General features: G+C 62.1%; 22 protein-coding genes. 5 read left to right on the top strand and 17 right to left on the bottom strand.

Features of this window, described 5'->3' with window-relative positions; translation table 11 throughout:
- Positions 1–6: 6 nt before the first annotated feature.
- The gene (locus CKW24_RS07905; RefSeq protein ID WP_095166753.1) at positions 7–1,107 is read right to left on the bottom strand and encodes an efflux RND transporter periplasmic adaptor subunit; all 1,101 of its coding nucleotides are present in this window, start codon (positions 1,105–1,107) and stop codon (positions 7–9) included.
- A gap of 94 nt (positions 1,108–1,201) precedes the next feature.
- Here CKW24_RS07905 and CKW24_RS07900 point away from each other — a divergent pair, with 94 nt between their 5' ends.
- Complete coding sequence (locus CKW24_RS07900; protein ID WP_095166752.1) at positions 1,202–1,837, top strand: TetR/AcrR family transcriptional regulator; 636 nt, start codon at positions 1,202–1,204, stop codon at positions 1,835–1,837.
- A 27-nt stretch (positions 1,838–1,864) separates the two neighbouring features.
- Here CKW24_RS07900 and CKW24_RS07895 read toward each other — a convergent pair whose 3' ends face one another.
- On the bottom strand, positions 1,865–2,647 hold the full coding sequence (locus CKW24_RS07895) for a class I SAM-dependent methyltransferase (RefSeq protein ID WP_095166750.1): 783 nt from the start codon (positions 2,645–2,647) through the stop codon (positions 1,865–1,867).
- 93 nt (positions 2,648–2,740) lie between these two features.
- Here CKW24_RS07895 and CKW24_RS07890 point away from each other — a divergent pair, with 93 nt between their 5' ends.
- Positions 2,741–3,361, top strand: coding sequence for an energy transducer TonB (locus CKW24_RS07890; RefSeq protein WP_095166748.1), 621 nt, complete (start codon positions 2,741–2,743; stop codon positions 3,359–3,361).
- Between the two features lie 3 nt (positions 3,362–3,364).
- Here CKW24_RS07890 and CKW24_RS07885 read toward each other — a convergent pair whose 3' ends face one another.
- From CKW24_RS07885 to ppc, 7 genes are all read right to left on the bottom strand, one after another.
- Complete coding sequence (locus CKW24_RS07885; RefSeq protein ID WP_371917576.1) at positions 3,365–4,066, bottom strand: extensin family protein; 702 nt, start codon at positions 4,064–4,066, stop codon at positions 3,365–3,367.
- A 13-nt stretch (positions 4,067–4,079) separates the two neighbouring features.
- Complete coding sequence (locus CKW24_RS07880; protein WP_095166746.1) at positions 4,080–4,901, bottom strand: oxaloacetate decarboxylase; 822 nt, start codon at positions 4,899–4,901, stop codon at positions 4,080–4,082.
- 34 nt (positions 4,902–4,935) lie between these two features.
- The gene (locus CKW24_RS07875; RefSeq protein ID WP_095166744.1) at positions 4,936–5,796 is read right to left on the bottom strand and encodes a DUF72 domain-containing protein; all 861 of its coding nucleotides are present in this window, start codon (positions 5,794–5,796) and stop codon (positions 4,936–4,938) included.
- Positions 5,796–6,092, bottom strand: a complete 297-nt coding sequence (locus CKW24_RS07870) for a hypothetical protein (protein ID WP_095166743.1) — start codon at positions 6,090–6,092, stop codon at positions 5,796–5,798. Before CKW24_RS07870 ends, CKW24_RS07875 begins: the two co-directional genes overlap by 1 nt.
- Before the next feature lie 153 nt (positions 6,093–6,245).
- On the bottom strand, positions 6,246–6,920 hold the full coding sequence (gene tsaB, locus CKW24_RS07865) for a tRNA (adenosine(37)-N6)-threonylcarbamoyltransferase complex dimerization subunit type 1 TsaB (RefSeq protein ID WP_095166741.1): 675 nt from the start codon (positions 6,918–6,920) through the stop codon (positions 6,246–6,248).
- A gap of 93 nt (positions 6,921–7,013) precedes the next feature.
- Positions 7,014–7,661, bottom strand: coding sequence for an adenylate kinase (gene adk / locus CKW24_RS07860; RefSeq protein ID WP_095166739.1), 648 nt, complete (start codon positions 7,659–7,661; stop codon positions 7,014–7,016).
- A 288-nt stretch (positions 7,662–7,949) separates the two neighbouring features.
- A complete protein-coding gene (ppc, locus tag CKW24_RS07855; RefSeq protein ID WP_095166738.1) occupies positions 7,950–10,580 on the bottom strand; it encodes a phosphoenolpyruvate carboxylase in 2,631 nt (876 codons plus the stop codon).
- A 215-nt stretch (positions 10,581–10,795) separates the two neighbouring features.
- On the opposite strand from ppc, the gene CKW24_RS07850 reads away from it, so the two are divergent.
- The 3 genes from CKW24_RS07850 (at position 10,796) to CKW24_RS07840 (ending at position 12,681) form a co-directional block, all read left to right on the top strand.
- The gene (locus tag CKW24_RS07850) at positions 10,796–11,140 is read left to right on the top strand and encodes a pilin assembly protein (protein WP_095166736.1); all 345 of its coding nucleotides are present in this window, start codon (positions 10,796–10,798) and stop codon (positions 11,138–11,140) included.
- Positions 11,141–11,424: 284 nt separating this feature from the next.
- Positions 11,425–11,838 (top strand): DUF4398 domain-containing protein, encoded by a 414-nt coding sequence (locus CKW24_RS07845; RefSeq protein WP_095166735.1) that lies wholly within the window; start codon positions 11,425–11,427, stop codon positions 11,836–11,838.
- 54 nt (positions 11,839–11,892) lie between these two features.
- Positions 11,893–12,681 carry an OmpA family protein gene (locus tag CKW24_RS07840; protein ID WP_095166733.1) on the top strand — a complete coding sequence of 263 codons (789 nt, stop codon included), beginning with the start codon at positions 11,893–11,895 and terminating at the stop codon, positions 12,679–12,681.
- Between the two features lie 157 nt (positions 12,682–12,838).
- Here the strand turns inward: CKW24_RS07840 and CKW24_RS07835 are convergent, their stop codons facing one another.
- The 8 genes from CKW24_RS07835 to CKW24_RS07800 all read right to left on the bottom strand — a co-directional run bounded on the left by CKW24_RS07835 (position 12,839) and on the right by CKW24_RS07800 (position 20,679).
- Positions 12,839–13,168: a hypothetical protein gene (locus tag CKW24_RS07835; RefSeq protein ID WP_095166731.1), complete on the bottom strand. Its 330-nt coding sequence runs from the start codon at positions 13,166–13,168 to the stop codon at positions 12,839–12,841.
- A complete protein-coding gene (locus tag CKW24_RS07830) occupies positions 13,165–14,079 on the bottom strand; it encodes an alpha/beta hydrolase (RefSeq protein WP_095166729.1) in 915 nt (304 codons plus the stop codon). Before CKW24_RS07830 ends, CKW24_RS07835 begins: the two co-directional genes overlap by 4 nt.
- 45 nt (positions 14,080–14,124) lie before the next feature.
- The gene (locus CKW24_RS07825) at positions 14,125–15,402 is read right to left on the bottom strand and encodes a flavohemoglobin expression-modulating QEGLA motif protein (RefSeq protein WP_095166715.1); all 1,278 of its coding nucleotides are present in this window, start codon (positions 15,400–15,402) and stop codon (positions 14,125–14,127) included.
- A 26-nt stretch (positions 15,403–15,428) separates the two neighbouring features.
- Positions 15,429–15,989 carry a hypothetical protein gene (locus CKW24_RS07820; protein ID WP_095166713.1) on the bottom strand — a complete coding sequence of 187 codons (561 nt, stop codon included), beginning with the start codon at positions 15,987–15,989 and terminating at the stop codon, positions 15,429–15,431.
- A gap of 53 nt (positions 15,990–16,042) precedes the next feature.
- Positions 16,043–16,759, bottom strand: a complete 717-nt coding sequence (locus tag CKW24_RS07815) for a TetR/AcrR family transcriptional regulator (protein ID WP_095166711.1) — start codon at positions 16,757–16,759, stop codon at positions 16,043–16,045.
- Between the two features lie 97 nt (positions 16,760–16,856).
- Positions 16,857–18,359, bottom strand: coding sequence for a lysine--tRNA ligase (gene lysS / locus CKW24_RS07810; protein ID WP_095166709.1), 1,503 nt, complete (start codon positions 18,357–18,359; stop codon positions 16,857–16,859).
- A 115-nt stretch (positions 18,360–18,474) separates the two neighbouring features.
- Positions 18,475–19,570 (bottom strand): peptide chain release factor 2 gene (gene prfB, locus CKW24_RS07805; protein ID WP_143501160.1). Its coding sequence is split into 2 segments (ribosomal slippage): positions 18,475–19,497 and positions 19,499–19,570, totalling 1,095 coding nucleotides; the frame shifts between segments, so codons are not numbered across the junction.
- A gap of 107 nt (positions 19,571–19,677) precedes the next feature.
- Positions 19,678–20,679: a PleD family two-component system response regulator gene (locus CKW24_RS07800; protein WP_095166707.1), complete on the bottom strand. Its 1,002-nt coding sequence runs from the start codon at positions 20,677–20,679 to the stop codon at positions 19,678–19,680.
- Positions 20,680–20,699 lie beyond the last annotated feature (20 nt).

The raw sequence follows: 20,699 nt of genomic DNA, 5'->3' as shown, positions 1-20,699 counted from the left end.
TGGGTATTACTCCTTGCCCGCCAGATTGACCACGCGGTTGGAGCGATCCACCGGCCGCACCTGCTGGCCGTCGAGGAGCACATGCACACCGGCCGCCACGACCCAGTCGTCGGGGTTCAAGCCCTCGAGCACTGGCACGGTTTTTTCACCGAACGCGCCGACCCGCACCGGGACTTTTTTCAGCGTGTTGTTGGCGCCCACGACCCAGACGTAAGTAGCACCGTTCTCAGCCGTAAGCGCCGACAGCGGCACGGTGAGCGCGACCGCATCGGCGCTCTGAATGAACACTCGGGCACTTTGCCCAAGTTCGGCCGGAACCTTGCCGGCGGTAAAGGTGATACGCGCCGCGAAGGTCCGCGACTTGGGATCGGCGGCGGGCGACAGCTCGCGAATCGTCCCGGCGAAGCGCTGGCCCTGTTGGGTCCAGAGTTCGACCGTGACCGGCTGGCCGACCTTGAACCGGCCGAAATGCTGCTCCGGCAGGCTGATCAGCACCTCACGCTCGCCGTCGGTTGCCAGGGTAAAGACCGTTTGCCCGGCACCCACCACTTGCCCGACTTCCACTGCGCGCTTGGCCACCACCCCATCCTGGGGCGCGCGCAATACCGCGTAGCTGGCCTGATTGCTGGCCACATCGAACTCTGCCTTGATTTGCTTGAGGCGTGCTTCACCCGCGCGGTAGAGGTTCTCGGCGTTGTCGTACTGCGAGCGGCTGACCATCTGCCGCTCCATCAGGGTCTTGTACCGATCGCGTTCGGCGCGTACCAGGTTGAGGTTGGCCGCTGCTGCTGCAACCTGGGCCCGGCTCGCGTCCAGTTGCAGGCGCACGTCCTCGGGGTCGAGTTCGGCCAGTGCTTGGTTGGCCTTGACCCGCTGCCCTTCATCTACCAGTCGTCGGCTGACTTTGCCACCGATGCGAAATGCCAGGTCTGGCTCATAACGCGCTCGGACTTCACCGGGGTAGCTGTCCAGCGCCTGCGCCGAAGGCTCTGGCTGGACCACCATGGCCGGGCGCACGGTGGCCTGCACCGGCTCTTCGTGACCGCATGCCGTTAATAACAGCGCCAGGCTGACTGGCAACGCGAGGGGCAAGGCATAGCGGAACATGGTGAACGACCTTTCGCTAATGGTGCTAGGAATAATTATACTGGGCAGTATGTTATTAATAGCAAACTCACCAGTCCAGTATTAAAAGCGAAAAATGTCCGACAATCTTTCTCCTTCCAACGGCCCCGGCCGCCCAAAAGATCTCGCCAAGCGCGAAGCGATCCTCGAGGCAGCCAAGCGCCTGTTCCTGAGCAACGGTTATGCGAGCACCAGCATGGACGCGGTAGCGGCTGAGGCCGGCGTATCAAAACTGACCGTCTACAGCCACTTCAATGACAAGGAGACGCTGTTCAGTGCCGCGGTCATGGCCAAGTGCGAAGAACAATTGCCCACCCTGTTCTTCGAATTGCCCGAAGGCATGCCGGTAGAAAATGTGTTGCTGAACATTGCCCGGGGCTTTCATCAACTGATCAACAGCGATGAGTCGGTCAACCTGCACCGCCTGATCATGGCCCTGGGCAGCCAGGACCCGAAGCTCTCGCTGATCTTCTTCGACGCCGGCCCGCAACGAATGCTCAACGGTATGGAACGCTTGCTCGGCAAGATCGACCAACTGGGGGCCTTGCACATCGACAAGCCGCGCAATGCCGCCGAGCACTTCTTTTGCCTGCTCAAGGGCGCGGGGAATTTCCGCCTGCTCTATGGCTGCGGTGAGCCGCCCATCGGCGAGGCGGCCGAAGCCCATGTGCAGGAAGTGGTGGGGTTGTTTATGCGGGCCTATCGGCCATAGGCAGCTGCAAGCTGCATGCTATGTGGCTTACGACTTGAGCGCTTTTTTCGGATAGATGTCATACCGGCTGGACTTGCCATCCAACGCATGACTCGGCTTGGGCCCGGCAATGCACGGGGCCTTGCGTGGGCGCTTGACCACGACCCGGTGGCTGGCCAGGGCCAGGGCAGCTTCCAGCAGGGCCGGGGCATCCGCGTCGTCCCCCACTAACGGGCGAAACAGGCGCATTTCCTTTTTCACCAGTGCGGTTTTCTCACGGTGCGGGAACATCGGGTCGAGGTAGATCACCTGCGGCGGTTCGCCTTCCCAGTTGCGCATCAGTTCGATTGAATTGCCCTTGAGCAAGCGCATCCGCGCGACAATCGGCGCTACCTCGAAATCCTCTGCCGCCCGCGCCAGACCATCCTCGAGCAAGGCGCCAATCAACGGCTGGCGCTCGATCAGGCTGATTTCGCAGCCCAGGCTGGCCAACACAAAACCGTCCTTGCCCAGCCCCGCCGTGGCATCCAGCACCCTGGGGCGCACGCCCTGTGCGACGCCTACCGCCTTGGCGATCATCTGCCCGCTGCCGCCACCGTACAACCGGCGATGGGCCGCGCCACCCTCGACGAAATCCACCCGCACCGGACCGGGCGCATCCGCCCCGAGTTGCTGCAACTGCAAACCCTGTTCACCCACTTGGAGGGCGAACTCGGCATCGTCCAGTTGCAGCGGCAGGCCCAGGCGCTCGGCCCAATGCAAGGCTTGCGCCTGAAAGCCATCCGCCAGGGCCTGGACTTTGATGCGGCTGGCCGCAGGTTGCTCACTCATCAGAAAACACACTCAAAAAATTAATGATCGGCAAAAACGGCCGATAACCAAACTATCGAGCATTTTGCCAGAGCTGAGCGTCGACCGAGAAAAATGTCAGACATTCAACACGTACCCGCCGGGTTTATTTCGCCTTACCGCGAATACAGCCGGCACAACACCCAAACACTGAGCGGCGTCAGTCACCTGTGGCAGGATTTTTTTGCCCAGGCCCTGGCCGATCAGTTGGGTGACCGGGTACCGGCGGCAGGTGACTACACGCCCGTTGCCATCGATAGCTCGGTTGAGCCCGCTGGCGGCTCCGAGTTGCTGAGCGAGATCGTCAGCCAGCGCGCGTGCAACATCGTCGATACCGAGATCCGCCCGCCCGAACCGTTGTTCCTGCCGATCGCCGAATTCGAGATGCAACTGCTGGACCCGCCAGCCCCGCCCTTCCCGGCTGATGAGATAGTCGCCCAGCAAGCGCAACAGGACTTCGACCACGAGTGGCTGCGTCCGCTGGTGCTCACGGCCGGCCACCCCCTGCCACCCCCAGGCCCGGCTCCGCAACCGCGGGCGCTGTTCCTGCCGATCGCCGAGTTCGAACTGCAACTGCTGCCGCCGCCTGCGCCACCCTATCCGCCGGAAGAACAGGTCGAACAACAGAAACAACTGGACTTCGACACCCGCTGGGCGCGGCCGATCGTCCTGCACAATCTGCGCATCGCCGCCTGAGTCTCAGCGGCAGACCCACCAGGGCCCAGTATCCAGGTGAAAATGATTGCGATGAGCGGCGTTGTAGTCCGGGCTCAGCACCACGTTGAACACCTCACAGGCGTCATCGCGCACCTGGCGCAAAAACCGCGCGTCGGCGTTGTCCTGTGGCCAGTCCCGCAGCACGTTGACTGTGCGCCCATCGGCCAGGCGAAAACCGGCAATGTCCAGGGCATTGGCCGTGGCGTGCTGGCTGCGTGCAGCTTTATCCCGGTTGTACATATTGCGACAGGCAAAGCTGCCCAGGTGATCGACCCGCGCCACCGCCTGGCCGTAGACCGCCTGAGCCGCTGGCTGCAGCGCGTGGCGCTGAAACAGGGCGAAGGCCACAGCCAGGGGACAACTGGCGAGAAAGCTGCTGCTCAGCGCCACCTCGCCACCTGACACCCGCAAGGTGTTGTGCAACGGGCAGGTGGCATCGGTCGGGCTGTCCGCCTGGCGGCTGAACTTCAGGCCGGAGGTAGCGAGTACCTGGTCACAGAGTGCCGGGTTATCACGCAGGCGCATCAGCTTGTAGCGCGTCAGCAGGTTCGGCGCCGCCTGCACCTCCAGCGGCGCCCAGGGATTCCACGCCGAGGACACAGGCAACCAGCCCCGCCACACACCGAACAACCCAGCCCCCACCAGCAATAACAGCAGCACCAGGACTTTCAGCCACTTCACCATCACGCCCCGTCAGTCAGCCTTTGAATAGTTGATTGGCCTGCGCATACGGCATCGAGCGCTCGGTGAAGCCAAAGGTGCCGTGTTCCTGAATCTCCCTGGCGGCGCGGAAGAACTCGCCATAGGCCGCCAAGGCCATGGCCGAACCGACGCTGATACGCTTGACCCCCATCTCGTTGAGTTGCGCCACGTTAAGCTTGAGCCCCCCGGACATCAACACGTTGACCGGTTTGGGCGCCACCGCCCGCACGACCGCCAGCACTTCTTCAGCCGTACGCAGGCCGGGGGCATACAGCACATCGGCGCCCGCCTCGGCGAACGCCTGCAGGCGGCGGATGGTATCGGCCAGGTCTGGATTGCCGTGCAGATAATTCTCCGCGCGCGCGGTCAAGGTGAAGGGAAATGGCAGGCTGCGCGCGGCCGCCACCGCGGCCTCGATGCGCGCCACGGCATGCTCGAAGCAGTAGATAGGGGCGTCTTCGCGGCCCGTGGCGTCTTCGATCGAGCCGCCGACGGCCCCGGCGCTGGCGGCAAGCAGCAGGCTTTCGGCGCACTGCGTGGGATCATCGGCAAAGCCGTTTTCGAGGTCGACGGCGACCGGCAAGTCGCTGGCCGCGACAATCGCCCGGACGTTGGCCAGGGTGTCCTCAAGCTTCAGTGCGCCGTCGGGGCGAGCCATGGAAAACGCGTAGCCGGCACTGGTGGTTGCCAGCGCCTGGTAACCCAGGCTGGCGAGCATCCTGGCCGAACCGGCATCCCAGGGATTGGGAATCACAAAGGTCCCGGGACCTTCATGCAAGGCTTTGAACGCTTGGGCTTTGAAGATTTGCGTGGCCATTGGCTCGCTCCTGTCGCGGGGGGGTGGCCCGTCGTCAGAGCAAACCGAGCTGCTCGGCGGCGGGTTCTCTATATAGCTCAGGCAGCGCCGGCAAGCCAGGCAAACGCGTCATCAACCGAGCATGAAAGTGCTGTGCCAACGCGGCTGCCTGCAGGTTGTCGGCAGTGTGCAGGAAGATGTACGGCGTGCGTCCCTCTTCGATCCACTGGGCGATTTTCTCGACCCAGGGCGTCAGGAACGGATCATTGGCCAGCAGCAGCGGATGACCGATGAAGCGCACCTGCGGGCACTGGGTGAACGCTGCCGGGCGAGTCGGCACGTTAGGTTTCTTCGACTGCGCATGCAGGACCCCAGGGTCACTCGAGGTGCAACTGAACAGCGCTCGCGGATCCAGGCAGATCCGCTCAACGCCACGCGCAAGCAACAGGCGATTGAGCTGGCGCTCGGCATCGCCCTTGGCAAAAAAATCCGGATGCCGCACCTCCACCGCCAGGGGCCGCTGCAAACCGTCGATAAACCCGGCGAGTTCCGGCAAGCGTTGCGGGGTGAAGGCCTTCGACAGCTGCAGCCAGAACGGCGCCACCCGCTCACCCAGCGGGCTGAGCAATTGCACGAAAGACTCTGCGGCCGTCAGTTGCTCACGCAGGTCACCGCCGTGGCTGATATCGCTGGGGAACTTGGCGGTAAAACGAAAGTGTCTGGGCATGATTTGCGCCCAGCGCTCCACCGTCGCCGGTGCTGGGCGCGCATAGAAGGTGGTGTTGCCTTCAACGGCGTTGAACACCTGTGAGTACAACTCCAGGAACTGGTTAGGACGGGCGTCTTGCGGATACAGATACTGGCGCCAGGCGTTTTCGCTCCAGGATGGGCACCCGAGGAAATACGGCAGCGACATCAGATGTGCAGGTCGAGACCCAGCACTTCCATGTCCCAATCGACGAAAGCGGCGGTACTCAGGTAACTGGCCAGGGCCAGGGAGACATGCCGGCTCATCGCACGGTGGTAGAGCAGGTCTTGCGGGCGCGCGGGCAGATTGCTCTGGCGCTGGGCGGCGCGGGCGGCCAGTTGCTCTTCAGAGGGCACTTGCGGTTCGTCGTCGTGGTCCAGGACGGAGTCGTCCACCGTCGCACTGCCCTTGCGAGGCTTGCGGGGGATGGGATAGGACTGCGAGGAAAAACCGTCTACGCGCATAGAGATAAACTCGTTATCAATGATGGCAATTTAGCGGCACTTACTGCGACGCGCAAATTGCCAAGTGATAACTAGAACACATAAAAGGCAAAAGGTTTAAAAGCCCGGGCTGAAAACTGACGATTGACGTCACGTACTGACCCTGACGAGGGCTTAGCGGGCCTTGGGCGTCGCCACTTTGTCGCGCAGGTAAACCGGCTGGGCGTTGTCGGCGACAATCGCTTCACCACGCTCCCAGGCGAACTGCGCCAGGCTCAGCAAGTCCTGGGCGTGGGGCAGCATGCCGGCGTCCTGGCCACTCAGGCTGACGGCGATGCGCTCGGCATAACCCCAACCGGTGCCGGCACCAAACCAGTCGCCCGCCGCATCAGCAGGCAGAGCCGCGACTTCCGGTGGCAGCACCGCCTCGGCGCCGACCAGGCGCATTTCACCGGCGGTTTCGCGGTAGCAACCCCAATAGACTTCATCCATGCGGGCATCGATGGCGGCCGCCACCTGGGTCGCGCCGTGCTCGCGCAACGCGCGCTGCGCCAGCACCGCCAGGTTGGACACCGGCAACACCGGGCGGTCCAGGGCAAACGCCAGGCCCTGGACCACGCCGATGGCAATCCGTACGCCGGTAAACGCCCCTGGCCCACGGCCAAAGGCAATCGCATCGACCGCTTGCAAGGTGGTGCCGGCCTCGGCCAGCAATTGCTGGATCATCGGCAGCAGCTTCTGCGCATGCAGCCGCGGGATCACCTCGTAATGGCTGGTTACCTTGCCGTTATGCAGCAAGGCAACGGAGCAAGCTTCAGTCGCGGTGTCCAGGGCCAGCAAGGTACTCATCGATGTTTCCGTCAACGTGGTAGAAAAAAGTCCGTCAGTATAAACAACAACGGCCCGCAAGCGGGCCGTTGAACGTAAAGCCAGTGAGCTTTATCAGCTCAGTGCTTCAAGCACCTTGCCGGTGATGGCTTCAACCGAACCAACGCCTGCAATGTGGCTGTACTTCGGCTTGCCCTGGGCAGCCGCGAGATTCTGGTAGAACGCCACCAAAGGCTTGGTCTGGTCGTGGTAGACCGACAGGCGATGACGCACGGTTTCTTCGGTATCGTCTTTGCGCTGCACCAGCTCTTCGCCAGTGATGTCGTCCTTGCCAGCCAGTTTTGGCGGGTTGTAGACGGTGTGGTAAACGCGGCCGCTGGCTTCGTGGACACGACGACCGGCGATACGCTGGACGATTTCTTCGTCGTCGACGGCGATTTCCACCACGTGATCCAGCTCGACGCCTTCGCTGACCAGTGCTTCAGCCTGCGGGATGGTGCGCGGGAAACCGTCGAACAGGAAACCGTTGGCGCAATCTGGCTGCGCGATACGGTCCTTGACCAAGGCGATGATCAGGTCGTCGGAGACCAGGCCACCGGCATCCATGATGCCCTTGGCCTTGATGCCCAGCTCGGTGCCAGCCTTGACCGCCGCACGCAGCATGTCGCCGGTGGAGATCTGCGGAATGGAGAATTTTTCGGTGATGAACTTAGCCTGAGTACCTTTACCGGCCCCGGGAGCTCCCAGCAGAATGACGCGCATCGATGTGCTCCTCAATTTCTTATTTATAAACGATCGGATTCGCCGCTTGGGGCCAATCTCAGAATAGGGTCGTGGGCCGCCCAAACGGCCAAAGGCTGATCAAGATACACAGCAGGCACGGCCCACACAAGCCGCCGAAAGTCGGAGGAACCCGCGCTGGTCCTGCCGTTGCGACGAGGTATTCCAAGTCGCAACCCCATAACAAAGTGTCGCCTGCCAGGCCCCGGCAGCCCTCCTCACCTGCCGGTTGGCGAGGCAGAACGGACTGCCGAGGTTGCCCATCGGCCCTTAGCCGGTGTTGCGCAAACCGGCGGCAATCCCCGCTACAGACACCAGCAACGCCTGTTCCACCGGGCTGCCCTGCGCCACGTCCTGCTGTCGCGAGCGGGCCAGCAGCTCGGCCTGCAATAGATGCAGCGGATCGAGGTAGGTGTTGCGCAGGCGAATGAATTCCAGAGTGTCAGGGCTATGGGCAAGCAACTGCGACTGGCCAGTCAGGCCCAGGACCACGGCGCAGGCCTGCGACAATAGGTCGCGTAAATGCGCCCCCAAAGGCAGCAAATCGGCCTCCACCAGACGCTCGTCGTAGGACCTTGCGATGTCCGCGTCGGCCTTGGCCAGGACCATTTCCAACATGTCGATCCGGGTGCGGAAGAACGGCCATTGCTCGCGCATCTGCGCCAGCAGTTCACCCTCGCCTCGGGCCAGCGCCTTGCTCAGCGCCGCTTCCCAACCCAGCCAGGCCGGTAGCATCAGGCGGGTCTGGGTCCAGCCGAAGATCCACGGGATCGCCCGCAGGCTTTCAATGCCTCCGGCCCGGCGCTTGGCCGGGCGACTGCCCAGCGGCAACCGCCCCAGCTCCTGCTCGGGGGTGGATTGGCGGAAGTATTCGACGAACTGCGGATTCTCCCTTACCACCGCGCGATAAGCGCTCACGCCATCGGCGGCCAGTTCATCCATCAAGCCCCGCCACGCGGGTTCCGGCGGCGGTGGCGGGAGCAATGTCGCCTCCAGCACAGCGGCCAGATAGAGGTTCAGGTTCTGCTCGGCGATGTCCGGCAAGCCGAACTTGAAGCGAATCATCTCGCCCTGCTCGGTGGTACGGAAACGCCCAGCCACCGAACCCGGCGGCTGCGACAGAATCGCCGCATGCGCCGGACCACCGCCACGGCCCACGGTCCCACCGCGACCATGGAACAGCAGCAGTTCGACTTGCTGCTCACGGCAAATATCCACCAGCCGCTCCTGCGCCCGGTATTGCGCCCAGGCCGCCGCGGTGGTGCCGGCGTCCTTGGCCGAGTCGGAGTAGCCGATCATCACTTCCTGGGGGCCTTGCAAGCGCGCGCGATAGCCGGGCAGCAGCAACAGCTTTTCGATCACCGGCCCGGCGTTGTCCAGGTCCGCCAGGGTTTCGAACAGCGGCACCACGCGCATCGGCCGCAGCACCCCGGCTTCCTTGAGCAGCAGTTGCACGGCGAGCACGTCGGAGGCGGCACCGGCCATGGAGATCACATAGGAGCCCAGCGAAGCCGCCGGTGCGGCGGCGACTTCGCGGCAAGTCGCGAGGACCTCTGCAGTGTCGGCCGAAGGCTTGAAGTGGCTGGGCAGCAGCGGCCGGCGATTGTGCAGCTCAGTCATGAGGAACGCGATGCGCGCCTCCTCGTCCCAATCTTCATACCGCCCCAGGCCGAGGTAATCGGTGATCTCGGTCATCGCCGAGCAATGCCGGGTGGAGTCCTGTCGTACGTCCAGGCGCACCAGGAACAGGCCGAAAGTCACGGCCCGGCGCACACAGTCGAGCAGCGGGCCATCGGCAATCACGCCCATACCGCATTCGTGCAGCGACTGGTAGCACAGCTCCAGCGGGTCCAGCAGGTCGCGGTTGTTGTGCAGCACATCGGCCCCGGCCGGGGTATTCGCCGTCAACGAGACCTGGGCCCAGTTGCGGGTCGCCCGCAGGCGTTCGCGCAATTGCTTGAGCACCGCCCGGTAAGGCTCGGCACTGTCGCCGGCCTTGGCCTGCAGCGCCGCGCTGGCCTGTTGCATCGACAGGTCGGCTGCCAGTTGATCGACGTCACGCAGGTACAAGTCTGCCGCCATCCAGCGTGCCAGCAGCAACACCTCACGGGTCACCGCCGCCGTCACATTGGGATTGCCGTCGCGGTCGCCGCCCATCCAGGAGGCGAAGCGGATCGGCGCGGCTTCCAGTGGCAAACGCAGGCCGGTGGCGGTCTGCAGGGCCAGGTCGGCCTTGCGCAGGTAATTGGGAATCGCCTGCCACAGCGAATGTTCGATCACCGCGAACCCCCACTTGGCTTCGTCGACCGGGGTGGGTCGGGTGCGGCGGATTTCTTCGGTGTGCCAGGCCTCGGCGATCAAGCGCTGCAAGCGTTGGTGGATCTGCTCGCGTTCGGCACTGGTGAGGTCGCGATGGTCCTGCGCGGCCAGTTGCGCGGCAATCGCGTCGTACTTCTGGATCAGGGTCCGGCGCGCCACTTCGGTGGGGTGCGCGGTGAGCACCAGCTCGATCTCCAGCCGGCCCAATTGCCGCGCCAGTGATTCGCCACTGTGACCCTCGGCCCGCAGCCGGGCCAGCAGTTGCGGCAGGACCCGCGCCTCGAACGGCGCCGGCTGCGACTCTTCGCGGCGATGGATCAACTGGTACTGCTCGGCGATGTTCGCCAGGTTGAGGAACTGGTTGAACGCCCGCGCTACCGGCAGCAGTTCGTCCTCACTCAGCTGGTTGAGGCTGGCGCTCAGTTCGGCGTCCATGGAGCCACGCCGGTCAGCCTTGGCACCCTTGCGAATCTGCTCGATCTTGTCGAGAAAACCATCCCCGTACTGTGCGCGGATGGTGTTGCCCAACAGCTCACCCAAGAGGTGAACATCTTCGCGCAAGCGTGCATCGATATCGGTCATCAGCAGTTCTCCAGCGAGTGGCGGTCAGCTATCAGGCGCAATCCTTGAGGCTCAAGAGTGCCGCTCGCGGCCGGTTCTTACAAGCAGACGACGAATCGACTTTAAACCTTCGCGGTTGCGGCTAGTCTCATGAGTAAGCCGTACCCAGGCTTGCTACCGGCCACCGCCGAAGACTCATCACAACCTGTCACGAGCAGGTGATTATTGAGGTCATTATGAAAATTCGTGAACTGGCCCTGCATTGGGAAGAAACCGCCAAAGGCCGTTTGACCAAGACCGGCTACAGCATTCACCTGGACGTCGAAGCCGCTGCACGCCTGGCGGCACTCAGCGAAATGTACCCCAAGCGCCACCCCGAAGAGTTGCTCGGGGAACTGATTGGCGCCGCCCTGGAAGAGCTCGAGGCAAGCTTTCCCTACATCAAGGGCCAGCAGGTGATCGCCACCGACGAAGAGGGCGATCCGCTCTACGAGGACGTCGGCCCTACCCCGCGTTTCCTCGCCCTGTCACGGCAACATCTGCATGATCTTTCGGCTGCAGCCGGCAAGCAGAAACACTAGGCGACACCCCGTTCGACACTCCTGAAACCGCGTATTCCCGAGCCCTTGGTGGCTTGGGAATACTCCTGCGCGGGGCAAAAGTTCCCGGTTTAGAGCCTCGCAAAAGTCCTCGAGGTTTTTTCGGGCGATACGCCATCTTTTCTGAACTTTGAAAAAAAGCCTCGGGTCACACCCAGTAACCATCACTGGAACAGCCGTACCACAACCCGCTGTCACAGGCCTCGTCTCATCGCTCTCACGGCTCCACGACCAGGATGGATTTGACGATTTTCAGGAGTTATCCAATGGAGTTGAAGACCATGAAAACCAGCACCGCCACAACCACGTCCACATTCCCGCGCGGTCTCAAGTTGGCCGCCCTGGCACTCGGTTGCAGCTTCGTCCTGGCGGGATGCGCCGGCAACCCGCCGACCGAGCAATACGCCGTCACCCAATCGGCAGTCAACAGCGCTGTCAGCGCCGGCGGTACCGAGTTTGCCGCCGTGGAGATGAAGGCCGCCCAGGACAAGCTCAAACAAGCCGAACTGGCCATGCACGACAAGCAATACGACCAGGCTCGACTGCTGGCCGAACAGGCTGAGTGGGATGCCCGCGTCGCCGAACGCAAAGCCCAGGCGATGAAAGCCGAACAGTCGCTCAAGGACTCTCAGCAAGGCGTTCAGGAACTGCGCCAGGAAAGCCAGCGCAGCGTGCAATAAGCCCTGCCCTCACGCCCCTGTGCACCCGCGAATCGATAGAAAGGACGAACCACTATGCGTAAGCAATTGATGATCCCAGCTCTCCTGGCCGCCAGCGTTGCCCTGGCCGCTTGCTCGACGCCACCCAATGCCAACCTGGAACAGGCCCGGACCAACTACTCGGCCCTGCAGGCCAATCCACAAGCGAGCAAAGTCGCGGCCCTGGAAACCAAGGAAGCCAGTGACTACCTGGACAAGGCCGACAAAGCCTTCCAGGAGCGCGAGAAGACTGAACAGGTCGATCAACTGGCGTACCTGACCAACCAACGTGTTGAAGTCGCCAAGCAGACCATCGCCCTGCGTACCGCTGAAGCCGACCTGAAAAATGCTTCGGCGCATCGGGCCCAGGCCCGTCTTGATGCCCGTGACTCGCAGATCAAGCAACTGCAGGACAGCCTCAACGCCAAGCAGACCGATCGCGGAACCCTGGTGACCTTCGGCGATGTGCTGTTTGCGACCAACAAGGCTGAACTGAAATCCAGCGGCTTGGTGAACATCAACAAACTGGCGCATTTCCTCGCCGAGAATCCGGACCGCAAGGTGATTGTCGAGGGCTACACCGACAGCACCGGCGCTGCCAATTACAACCAGAGCCTGTCCGAGCGCCGCGCCAACTCAGTGCGCATGGCCCTGGTGAAAATGGGCGTCGACCCAGCGCGCGTGGTTGCCCAGGGTTACGGCAAAGAGTACCCAGTGGCCGAGAACAACAGCGTCTCGGGCCGGGCGATGAACCGTCGGGTGGAAGTGACCATTTCCAACGACAACCAACCGGTGATCCCACGCTCGGCAGTGAGCGCCAACTAAGGATTTAGCGCGGTAACGCAAAAGCCCCGCCTGATGTGATCAGGCGGGGCTTTTTTGCAGGACATTGTTGGAGCGGTGCACCCATGGATTGGGTCTGGCCAGATGGCCTCATCGCGAGCAGGCTCGCTCCCACAGGGTTGGCAGCGAATTCATGGACTCAGGGTTCGAGCTGCTGCGGGGTTTCCTCGCCCATGCAGCGCACGGCCTTTTTCTTGGCGTTGATCAGTACACCGGTCAGGCCTTTCTGTTCGGTGTCGAACAATACCAGCACGCCGTCGATGCACTGCGCGACCTGGGCTGCCGGCTCCAGGGAGACCTTGTAATCTTCGCCCGGTACGGTCTTGAGCATGGTGAACTCGTTGAGCAGCAAGGCGTCTTCCGGCTTGGCAAAGTGCAGGTAGCCGTACCACCACAGGGCAGCGACCGTGCCCAGGATGCTGCAGATACCGGTGATGATCAGCGGGATAGCGTTACGTTCTTCACTCATTGCGGGCTCTCTTGCGGTTGATCGGGTGAATGGCTGGGGGCCGGGTAATTGGGGATCTCTCCCAGGCGGCGCACACCATTGAAGTGCTGCGGATCGTCCAGATAGCGCAGCATGACGGTTCGCCAGACCGGGTCGGCGAATGTCTGCACATGGCCACCGCGGGTCAATTGCAGCACCTTTGGCGGGGGCGCAGCTTGATACAGTCGGATGCCGTTGGAAAGAGGCACGATGGGATCGTCGATGCTGTGGTAGATCAATTTCGGTACAGCGTTGACTTGGGGCATGGCGCGGATTGCGCTGTCAGCGTCCGGCACCAGCCACGACAACGGAACCTGGAACGGCCAGGTCAGCCAGGAAGTACTGAGGGCAAACTGGCCCACTTCGCGGTAACTGGCCGGCACGCCGTCGAGCACCAACGCCTTGAGTTGAACCTGGCGCTGCGGGTGTTCGGCCAGGTAGTGCAGCGCCATGGCGCCGCCCAGGCTCTGGCCGAGCACAATCAGCGGCGTGCCCTGTACCTGCGGCGCCTGGTCCAGCCATTTGAAGGCCGCATCGATATCTTGATAGACCTGCGGCAAACCTGGCTCGCCTGCCGACAGGCCATACCCGCGATAGTCCAGCAGCAGCACTTGATAACCCTGCTTGGGCAACCACCAACTGCCCCCCAGGTGCGCCGCCAGGTTGCCGCCGTTGCCGTGCAGATGCAGGACCGTGCCCTTGACCGCGACACCCTCTTTTGCCGGCAGCCACCAAGCGTGCAGCTTGACCCCGTCGGCCGTGGTCAGGCTTACGTCGCGGTACTGCAGCCCGGCTTTATCCGGGGTGAACGGCAGGCCGGGCTCAGGGTAGAACAGCAGTGAGCTGCAGCCATTGAGGGTCAGGAACAGGCACAGGATGCCGAGGATTCTCATCCGTTTGAAGCCTCGCGATGGGTTCAGGGTGGTACCACCCCGGGGTTACAGAATATTCGAATAGTCCGCTTCGATCCGGTCCAGGCTCAGGTGGTTGAGGAAGTTGGAGAAGCACATCCAGGCCGACAGCGCGTTCATGTCACGGAACTGCGCGGGCAGGTACTTGGGCGGCTCCACCAGGCCTTCATCCACCAACTGGCGCAGGGTTCGCATGTCTTCCAGGGTGGTCTTGCCGCAAAACAGCAACGGGATCTGCTCAAGCTTGCCTTTGCGCACGGCCAACTGAATGTAGTTGTAAACCATGATAAAGCCCTTGAGATAGGACAAGTCTTTGGTAAATGGCAGGCCGTTTGGCACCGATCCACGGAATACCCGGCTGGCATTGCCATAACTCTCGGCCATTTCGAAGCCCTGCTCACGGAAGAACTCGAAAATCTGCAGGAAGTCCGCGCCCTCCTCGACCATATGGATCGCCCGGGTACGGTTGGTCAGCTTGCGCAGGCGGCTCGGGTAGGAGGCGAAGGTGATGATCTCCATCAGGATCGCCAGGCCTTCCTGAGTCACGGTCGAAGACGGCGGGCCCTTGGACAGGAAGGTGCAGATTGGCTGGTTCAGCCCGTTGAGCGTGGTGCCAACGTGCACCAGACCCTCATGCACCTCCAGCGCTCGCACGTCACGCTCGTTGAACATCGCATCGGTGCGGATCTTGATGTAGTCGGCGCCAGCCGCCGCGTCGGCGACGATCCCGTCTGACTCGAACACCCGGATGGTTTCCTCGGCCTCGCCGAACACCTTGTTCAAGCGAGTCTGCAGCAGGTGTACCGCCTCTTTGGCAGTGAGGATCTTCGGCTCGTCCTTGAGGTCGCCGCGGCCATCGATGTTGTTCAAGTAGTCGGACATCATCAGGCCCAGATCGGCCAGGGTCGGGTCACCGGCATGGAACGCATCGGAGGCCGCGCCATACAGCTCCTGGGAAATCAGCCCGAAGTCCTCGGTGCCACGGGCCTCGAGCATCCGCACCACCATGCGGTACTCCTTGCACATGCGCCGCATGATCTGCCCGACCGGGTTGAACTGGCCGAGCTGGCGAGTGATGTCGCGCTCGATGTTCTGGAACTCCAGCTTGACTTTGCTCGAATCGAAAGCCAGTGGCCGATTGAGGTAATAGTCCCGGTCCACCGCCGGCATTTCCTTGCCCTTGGCCTTGAGGAACCCCTTGCGGATGCTGTCGTCCCACTTCACCGCATCAAGGACCCGAATCGGCGTTTGCGCCAGCACTATGCGATCAGACAAGGTGCGTATCGTCTGCTGGTAATCGTCCACCGGTTGCTCCCTTGGTTAACCGTTGCCTACTGCGCTGATTGAGTGGTGTGCGGTCGTTGATACCGCGCGGCCTCGACGAACACGTCGGAATTGGCCGGATCGTCGAGGTAGGCGAACACCTGGTCCATGCTGCTGTTGATCAGTACGCCGTCACCATCGTCGGTGCTGAACGGCTCACCCTTGAGTTGTTGCCCAAGCGCCTGGCGGATCTGCTCGAGATCGAGGTTGTAGATCACCAGTTCCTGTTTATCGTTCAGTTCAAACCCGGCGATAGTGAAGTTGCCACCGTACTGGGCCGGCACCTTGGCCGAGAGGTACCAGCGATTGCCGTGGCGCGCCACCGTGAACGGATAGGCCTCGCGCTCCTTGGGCTTGGCCTTGAAGTAGCTGACCGCCTGGTAGCGGTCCGGGCCGACACGGGTCAGGTCCAGGTTCTGTGCTTCACCCCAGGCATTCTTGCTGGTCCATTTACCGAGCAACCCCGCCGGCGCAGCCTCGCTGCCCGGCATGGCCTGCTTGAATGACACCAGGCAGCCGCTGAGCAGCAGGAACGACAGGGTGATCACCACGACACGCCAGTACTTCATTCAAGACTCCTAGTCAGCACACACCGACAGCGCAATCTGCCCTCCCCCAAGGGTTACACCGAGGCCAGCACCAAGTGCATATACCGCGTGAGGATTCCGAGCATTTCATCCTCCGCCAGCGGCTGCGCCTCGTTGAGCAGGCCTTGATATTCCATCCGTCCGATTATCGCCGTCAACACTTTGGCATCCTGTTGCGGTTCCGGCGAGCCCAGCACCTGGAACAGCTGGCAGGTACCCTGCAGGAGAATCTGCTGATGGGAACGCACCAGCAACGCCAGGCGCGGGTTGAGCAAGGCCTCCTGGCGGAACGCCTGTTCCGCCATCAGGTGCTCGCGGCGGTTGAGCAGTTGCCGGTGCACATAGTCGGCGGTAAACCGGGCGATGTCGTCGGCCAGCCGCGAACGTGCCTCGGGGCTGCCATCCCCGCTGTCGACCATCTCGTGCAGCAGCCCTTCATGATTGGCCCACAGCTTGGCCATGTAGGCCGCGCTACGCTCCACGTACTGGGCAAAGGTATCGGTGAGCAGGTCATCGATGTCCTTGAAATAGTAGGTGGTCGCCGACAATGGCACGCTGGCCTCGGCGGCTACGGCGCGGTGCCGCACCGCCCGCACACCGTCGCGCACGACAATGCGCATCGCGGCGTCGAGGATGTCCTGTCGACGCTGTTCACTGCCCTGTCGGCTGGCCTTGCGGCCCTGGTACTGAACACTTTCAGCGACCGCCGTAGCGACCCCCGCTGCTCCTTCTTGAGCATTTGCACGATTCACCGGTCTTACCTCGCAGTTGGAAGCAACAAGTTGATACGTTTGTTCCATACAGGCAATAAAAAGCCGCCTGATATAGGCGGCTTTTTCACTGCGGCATTTACGCTTGCGGTCGCATGTGCGGGAACAGGATCACATCGCGGATCGACGGTGAGTTGGTCAACAACATCACCAGGCGATCGATACCGATGCCCTCACCCGCCGTCGGCGGCATACCGTATTCCAGCGCACGTACGAAGTCGGCGTCGTAGTGCATGGCTTCGTCGTCACCGGCGTCCTTGTCGGCCACCTGGGCCATGAAACGCTCGGCCTGGTCTTCCGCGTCGTTCAACTCGGAGTAGGCGTTGGCGATTTCGCGACCACCAATGAACAGCTCGAAGCGGTCGGTGACGTTCGGGTTGTCATCGTTGCGACGAGCCAGCGGCGACACTTCGAACGGGTACTGGGTAATGAAGTGCGGCTGCTCCAGCTTGTGCTCGACCAGTTCTTCGAAAATCATCACTTGCAGCTTGCCCAGGCCTTCGAAGCCCAGCACCTTGGCCCCGGCTTTCTTGGCGATGGCGCGCGCCTTGTCGATGTCGGTCAGGTCGTCGGCGGTCAGCTCAGGGTTGTACTTGAGGATCGAGTCGAAGACCGACAGACGCACGAACGGCTCGCCGAAGTGGAACACCTTGTCGCCGTACGGCACGTCGGTGCTGCCCAGGACCAGCTGTGCCAACTCGCGGAACAGTTCTTCGGTCAGGTCCATGTTGTCTTCGTAGTCGGCGTACGCCTGGTAGAACTCCAACATGGTGAATTCAGGGTTGTGACGAGTCGAAACGCCCTCGTTACGGAAGTTGCGGTTGATCTCGAAGACTTTCTCGAAGCCACCGACAACCAGGCGCTTGAGGTACAGCTCAGGCGCGATGCGCAGGAACATTTCCATGTCCAGGGCATTGTGGTGCGTTTCGAACGGCTTGGCCGCAGCACCACCAGGGATGGTTTGCAGCATCGGCGTCTCGACTTCAAGGAAGTCGCGCTGCATCAGGAAGCTACGGATATGGGCGATGACTTGCGAACGCACGCGGAACGTCTGGCGCACTTCGTCATTGACGATCAGGTCGACGTAGCGCTGGCGATAACGCTGTTCGGTGTCGGTCAGGCCGTGGTGTTTGTCTGGCAGTGGGCGCAGCGACTTGGTCAGCAGGCGCACGCTGGTCATTTCCACGTACAGGTCGCCCTTGCCGGAACGGGCCAAGGTGCCTTCGGCGGCAATGATGTCGCCCAGGTCCCAGGTTTTCACCGCGGCCAGGGTTTCTTCGGACAGGGTCTTGCGGTTGACGTAGACCTGGATGCGCCCGGACATGTCCTGGATCACCATGAACGAGCCACGGTTGAGCATGATGCGACCGGCAACCTTGACCGGGATTGCAGCCTCTGCGAGCTCTTCCTTGGTCTTGTCCGCGTACTGCTTCTGCAGGGCATCGCAGTAGTTGTCACGGCGGAAGTCGTTCGGGAAGGCGTTGCCCTTGGCGCGCTCGGCAGCAAGCTTTTCCTTGCGCAGGGCGATCAGGGTGTTTTCTTCCTGTTGCAGGGCTTGCGGGTCGAGTTCTAGGTCGCTCATGTCTTCAAAAATTCCATCACGGGTTCGTTGCCCCCAGGCCAGCGGCCTGGGGATCGCCGGCAAGCCGGCTCCTACAGAGGATCGCGGTGAGTCAGGCGATCCCGTGTTGCATGTCTTACAAGCCTTGCTTCAGGCTGGCTACCAGGTATTCGTCGATGTCGCCGTCGAGCACCTTGTCGCAGTCGCTGCGTTCGATGTTAGTGCGCAGATCCTTGATCCGCGAGGCATCGAGCACGTACGAGCGGATCTGGTGACCCCAGCCGATGTCCGACTTGGTGTCTTCCAGGGCCTGCGAAGCGGCGTTGCGTTTCTGCACTTCCTGCTCGTACAAGCGCGCCCGCAACATTTTCATCGCGGTGTCTTTGTTGGCGTGCTGGGAGCGTTCGTTCTGGCAGCTGACCACGGTGTTGGACGGTACGTGGGTGATACGTACGGCCGAGTCGGTGGTGTTAACGTGCTGACCACCGGCACCCGAGGAGCGGTAGGTGTCGATACGCAGGTCCGACGGGTTGATGTCGATTTCGATGTTGTCATCGATTTCCGGCGACACGAACACGGCCGAGAACGAGGTATGGCGACGGTTACCGGAGTCGTACGGGCTCTTGCGCACCAGGCGGTGCACGCCGATTTCGGTACGCAACCAGCCAAAGGCGTATTCGCCCTTGATGTGCACGGTGGCGCCCTTGATCCCGGCGACTTCACCGGCCGACAGTTCCATGATGGTCGCGTCGAAGCCGCGTTTGTCCGCCCAGCGCAGGTACATGCGCAGCAGGATGTTGGCCCAGTCCTGGGCCTCGGTGCCGCCAGAACCGGCCTGGATGTCCAGGTAGGCGTTGTTGGCGTCCATCTCACCGCTGAACATGCGGCGGAACTCGAGCTTCTCGAGGGCCTCGCGCAGGCGTTCGACTTCGGCTGCAACGTCGTCGACGGCAGCTTGGTCTTCTTCCTCGGCAGACATCAACAGCAGGTCCTTGGCATCAGCCAGACCACTGGACATCTCATCGAGGGTTTCTACGATCTGGGCCAGCAGCGAACGCTCGCGACCCAGGTTCTGAGCGTACTCAGGGTTGTTCCAGACAGCCGGATCTTCAAGCTCGCGATTGACTTCGGTCAGACGCTCATGCTTTTGATCGTAGTCAAAGATACCCCCGAATAGTTTCGGAGCGCTCGGACAGGTCCTTGATACTGTTAAGGATCGGGTTGATTTCCATGGCGGGCAGCACTCGTTGGCGAACTTTTGAAAGCCGGCGAGTATAACGTAATCAGGCCGCCACGGCAGCCCGCCTGGCGGCTATTGAGCCACCAAAACGGCTGTTTTTTACTCGATCCCCACCTGATTGCGCCCATTGTGCTTGGCCAGGTACAGGCCCTTGTCTGCCGCCAAAATCAATTGCCGGCAGTCGCTGCCCTGCTGTGGGGTGATGGTCGACAGGCCGATGCTGATGGTCAGGCTCGCGCCTTCGGCCGGGGCGATGTGTGGAATCTTCAGGGCGGCGACGGTCTGACGGAGTTTTTCCGCCACCAGTCGTGCGCCACCCGGCGAAGTGTTGGGCAGCACCAGGGCGAACTCTTCACCACCATAACGCGCAGGCAGGTCCGAGGGCCGGCTACTGGCATCGCGGATCGCGGTCGCTACCTTGCGCAGGGCTTCATCGCCCTCAAGATGACCAAAACTGTCGTTATAGGACTTGAAGTAGTCGACATCGATCATCAACAGCGACAATTGGGTCTGGTCACGCAACGAGCGCCGCCATTCCAGCTCCAGGTACTCGTCGAAGTGCCGGCGGTTCGACAGGCCGGTCAGGCCGTCGGAGTTCATCAACCGTTGCAGCACCAGGTTGGTGTCGAGCAACTGCTGCTGGCTGACCCGCAATGCCCGATAGGCTGCATCGCGCTGGATCAGCGTGGTGTAGGAGCGCGAGTGATAGCGAATGCGCGCCACCAGCTCGATGTTGTCCGGCAGTTTCACCAGGTAATCGTTGGCCCCGGCGGCAAACGCCGCGCTCTTGATCAAGGGATCTTCCTTGGTCGACAGCACAATGATCGGGATGTCCTTGGTCGCCGGGTGGTTGCGGTAGTCGCGCACCAGCGTCAGGCCGTCCAGGCCAGGCATCACCAGGTCCTGCAGGATCACCGTCGGCTTGATGCGAATGGCCTGGGCGATGGCCTGGTGCGGGTCGGCGCAGAAATGGAAGTCGATGTTGTCTTCGTTCGCCAGACCCCGCCGCACGGCTTCGCCGATCATCGCCTGGTCGTCGACCAGCAGCACCATCGCGGCATTTTCATCGTTCTTGAAATCGTCGAGCTGTAACTCATCCATGGGGGTTCACCTGAAATACT

Origin of the sequence: Pseudomonas sp. Irchel 3H3 (genome assembly GCF_900187635.1) — a bacterium.
In the GTDB taxonomy this organism is placed as follows: domain Bacteria; phylum Pseudomonadota; class Gammaproteobacteria; order Pseudomonadales; family Pseudomonadaceae; genus Aquipseudomonas.
The sequence above is the reverse complement of the archived record's forward strand: the minus strand, read 5'-3'. Positions and strand labels throughout refer to the sequence as shown.

Coding starts and splice junctions, on each gene's coding strand:
- adk (WP_095166739.1), bottom strand. CDS start 7,661: ATGCGCGTCATTCTGCTGGGAGCTCCCGGGGCCGGTAAAGGTACTCAG.
- tsaB (WP_095166741.1), bottom strand. CDS start 6,920: ATGAGTACCTTGCTGGCCCTGGACACCGCGACTGAAGCTTGCTCCGTT.
- CKW24_RS07840 (WP_095166733.1), top strand. CDS start 11,893: ATGCGTAAGCAATTGATGATCCCAGCTCTCCTGGCCGCCAGCGTTGCC.
- CKW24_RS07885 (WP_371917576.1), bottom strand. CDS start 4,066: ATGGTGAAGTGGCTGAAAGTCCTGGTGCTGCTGTTATTGCTGGTGGGG.
- CKW24_RS07905 (WP_095166753.1), bottom strand. CDS start 1,107: ATGTTCCGCTATGCCTTGCCCCTCGCGTTGCCAGTCAGCCTGGCGCTG.
- CKW24_RS07850 (WP_095166736.1), top strand. CDS start 10,796: ATGAAAATTCGTGAACTGGCCCTGCATTGGGAAGAAACCGCCAAAGGC.
- CKW24_RS07845 (WP_095166735.1), top strand. CDS start 11,425: ATGGAGTTGAAGACCATGAAAACCAGCACCGCCACAACCACGTCCACA.
- CKW24_RS07900 (WP_095166752.1), top strand. CDS start 1,202: ATGTCCGACAATCTTTCTCCTTCCAACGGCCCCGGCCGCCCAAAAGAT.
- CKW24_RS07870 (WP_095166743.1), bottom strand. CDS start 6,092: ATGCGCGTAGACGGTTTTTCCTCGCAGTCCTATCCCATCCCCCGCAAG.
- lysS (WP_095166709.1), bottom strand. CDS start 18,359: ATGAGCGACCTAGAACTCGACCCGCAAGCCCTGCAACAGGAAGAAAAC.
- CKW24_RS07875 (WP_095166744.1), bottom strand. CDS start 5,796: ATGTCGCTGCCGTATTTCCTCGGGTGCCCATCCTGGAGCGAAAACGCC.
- CKW24_RS07890 (WP_095166748.1), top strand. CDS start 2,741: ATGTCAGACATTCAACACGTACCCGCCGGGTTTATTTCGCCTTACCGC.
- ppc (WP_095166738.1), bottom strand. CDS start 10,580: ATGACCGATATCGATGCACGCTTGCGCGAAGATGTTCACCTCTTGGGT.
- CKW24_RS07820 (WP_095166713.1), bottom strand. CDS start 15,989: ATGAAGTACTGGCGTGTCGTGGTGATCACCCTGTCGTTCCTGCTGCTC.
- CKW24_RS07830 (WP_095166729.1), bottom strand. CDS start 14,079: ATGAGAATCCTCGGCATCCTGTGCCTGTTCCTGACCCTCAATGGCTGC.
- CKW24_RS07895 (WP_095166750.1), bottom strand. CDS start 2,647: ATGAGTGAGCAACCTGCGGCCAGCCGCATCAAAGTCCAGGCCCTGGCG.
- CKW24_RS07880 (WP_095166746.1), bottom strand. CDS start 4,901: ATGGCCACGCAAATCTTCAAAGCCCAAGCGTTCAAAGCCTTGCATGAA.
- CKW24_RS07800 (WP_095166707.1), bottom strand. CDS start 20,679: ATGGATGAGTTACAGCTCGACGATTTCAAGAACGATGAAAATGCCGCG.
- CKW24_RS07835 (WP_095166731.1), bottom strand. CDS start 13,168: ATGAGTGAAGAACGTAACGCTATCCCGCTGATCATCACCGGTATCTGC.